A 1,776-nucleotide genomic window follows, 5' to 3' on the forward strand; every position below is an offset into this window, starting at 1 on the left:
CATGACTTCGAGATCGAAGTGATGCCCGACATTCGCGCCCATTGGACGCCGAACGCGACGCTCTTCAACCGCTTCAAGAAGGCATGGCTCCTGAAAATCCTCGGCGAAGATCTGGGTCTGGCCCAGGAGGCTGTAACGCTGGCCTCTTCGAGCAAGAAGGAGATCGTCGCCTTTTGTGACAAGCTCTTCGCCGATCAAACCTTCGCCGCGATAGCGCACCTCGCCCGATACTTCGGCCGCATCGGGCAAAAGCGATACAGTAGAAAGCGCAGTCAAAGATTTGCCTGATCCAGACTCGCCCACCAAAGCAACAGTTTCCCCTGCCTCAATGTGAAAAGACACACCGCGCACCGCCTCGATCCGCCGCCCATCTTGCTGAAAGGTGATGCGTAGATTTTCGACCGACAGCAGGCTCATTGGAACGTCTTTCTGGGGTCAAACGCATCGCGCACCCCTTCGAAAATGAACACCAATAGAGACAGCATGATCGCAAAGGCAAAAAACGCCGTGAAGGCCAACCATGGTGCTTGCAGGTTGTTTTTGGCCTGCAAGGTCATCTCGCCCAAAGACGGGGCGGATGAGGGCAGGCCAAAACCCAAGAAATCTAGCGCAGCCAGTGAACCAATCGTGCCCGTGACGATAAAGGGCAGCATGGTCAGCGTGGCCACCATCGCATTTGGCAACACATGGCGGAACATGATCACGCGATCCGAGACGCCAAGCGCACGGGCCGCGCGCACATATTCGAAATTGCGGGCGCGCAAAAACTCGGCCCTGACAACCCCGACAAGGGATGTCCAACCGAATAAGACCATCAAAAACACCAAGAGCCAAAAATCCATGGTGAAAATCGCGGCGACGATGATGATGATATAAAGGCTTGGGGTCGCGCCCCAAATTTCGATCACACGCTGGAAAATAAGATCAATGACACCGCCAAAATAGCCCTGCACCGCCCCTGCCGCGATTCCGATCATCGAGGCCAGCGCGGTGACGATCAGCGCGAATGTCACCGAAAGACGGAACCCGTAGATCACACGCGCCAAAACATCCCGTGCGGTGTCATCCGTGCCAAGCCAATGGTTCCCGTCAGGCGGCGATGGGGCCGCGCGCCCGATATCGTTGACGGTATTGTAGCTATAGGGAATAGGCGGCCAAAGGAGCCATCCTTTTACAACCTCTACGCCATCAACACGCCCTGTGGTTTGAACGGTTTCAATCACGCCTTCAGGATCATCCCAACAGGCGTCTGACCCGCCCGAGATGATCAGGCATTGCACCTCAATATCACGATAAACCGCCTCGGTGCGGAAATCGCCACCAAACTCTGTCTCAGGGTAAAAGTTGAAAATAGGCGTGTAATAGCCGCCCTGATATTGCACCAAAATCGGTTTATCATTGGTAATGATTTCAGCGAACAGGCTAATCCCGTAAAGCACAAGAAAGATCATCAATGACCAAAGCGCGCGGCGATTGGCCTTAAAATTGCGCCAACGGCGTTGGTTGAGAGGGGAGAGCGTGATCATGCGCTCACACCTCCCGCGTCTCAAAATCAATGCGCGGGTCGATCCAAACATACATCAGATCGGACAAGATCCCCACGACCAGACCAATCAGCCCAAACACAAAAAGCGTTCCGAAAATCACGGGGTAATCACGGCTCACAGCCGCTTCAAAGCCCAAACGCCCCAAACCATCGAGGGAAAAAATCGTCTCGATGATCAGTGAGCCGCCAAAAAATACCGACACAAAAACCGCGGGAAAGCCCGCGATGAC

At 54.4% G+C, this 1,776-nt stretch carries 3 protein-coding genes; all 3 read right to left on the minus strand.

Annotation, left to right across the window (positions count from 1 at the left end; genetic code table 11):
* Nucleotides 1–417: ATP-binding cassette domain-containing protein (locus ACR0B3_RS23820; protein ID WP_480811216.1), on the minus strand; the 417-nt coding region annotated here is incomplete at its 3' end.
* Nucleotides 414–1,523 carry an ABC transporter permease gene (locus ACR0B3_RS23825; protein ID WP_340298759.1) on the minus strand — a complete coding sequence of 370 codons (1,110 nt, stop codon included), beginning with the start codon at nt 1,521–1,523 and terminating at the stop codon, nt 414–416. The genes ACR0B3_RS23825 and ACR0B3_RS23820, both read right to left, overlap by 4 nt.
* 7 nt (nt 1,524–1,530) lie before the next feature.
* Nucleotides 1,531–1,776: ABC transporter permease subunit (locus ACR0B3_RS23830; RefSeq protein WP_480811217.1), on the minus strand; the 246-nt coding region annotated here is incomplete at its 5' end.

The organism is Ruegeria sp. CE9 (assembly GCF_056537425.1).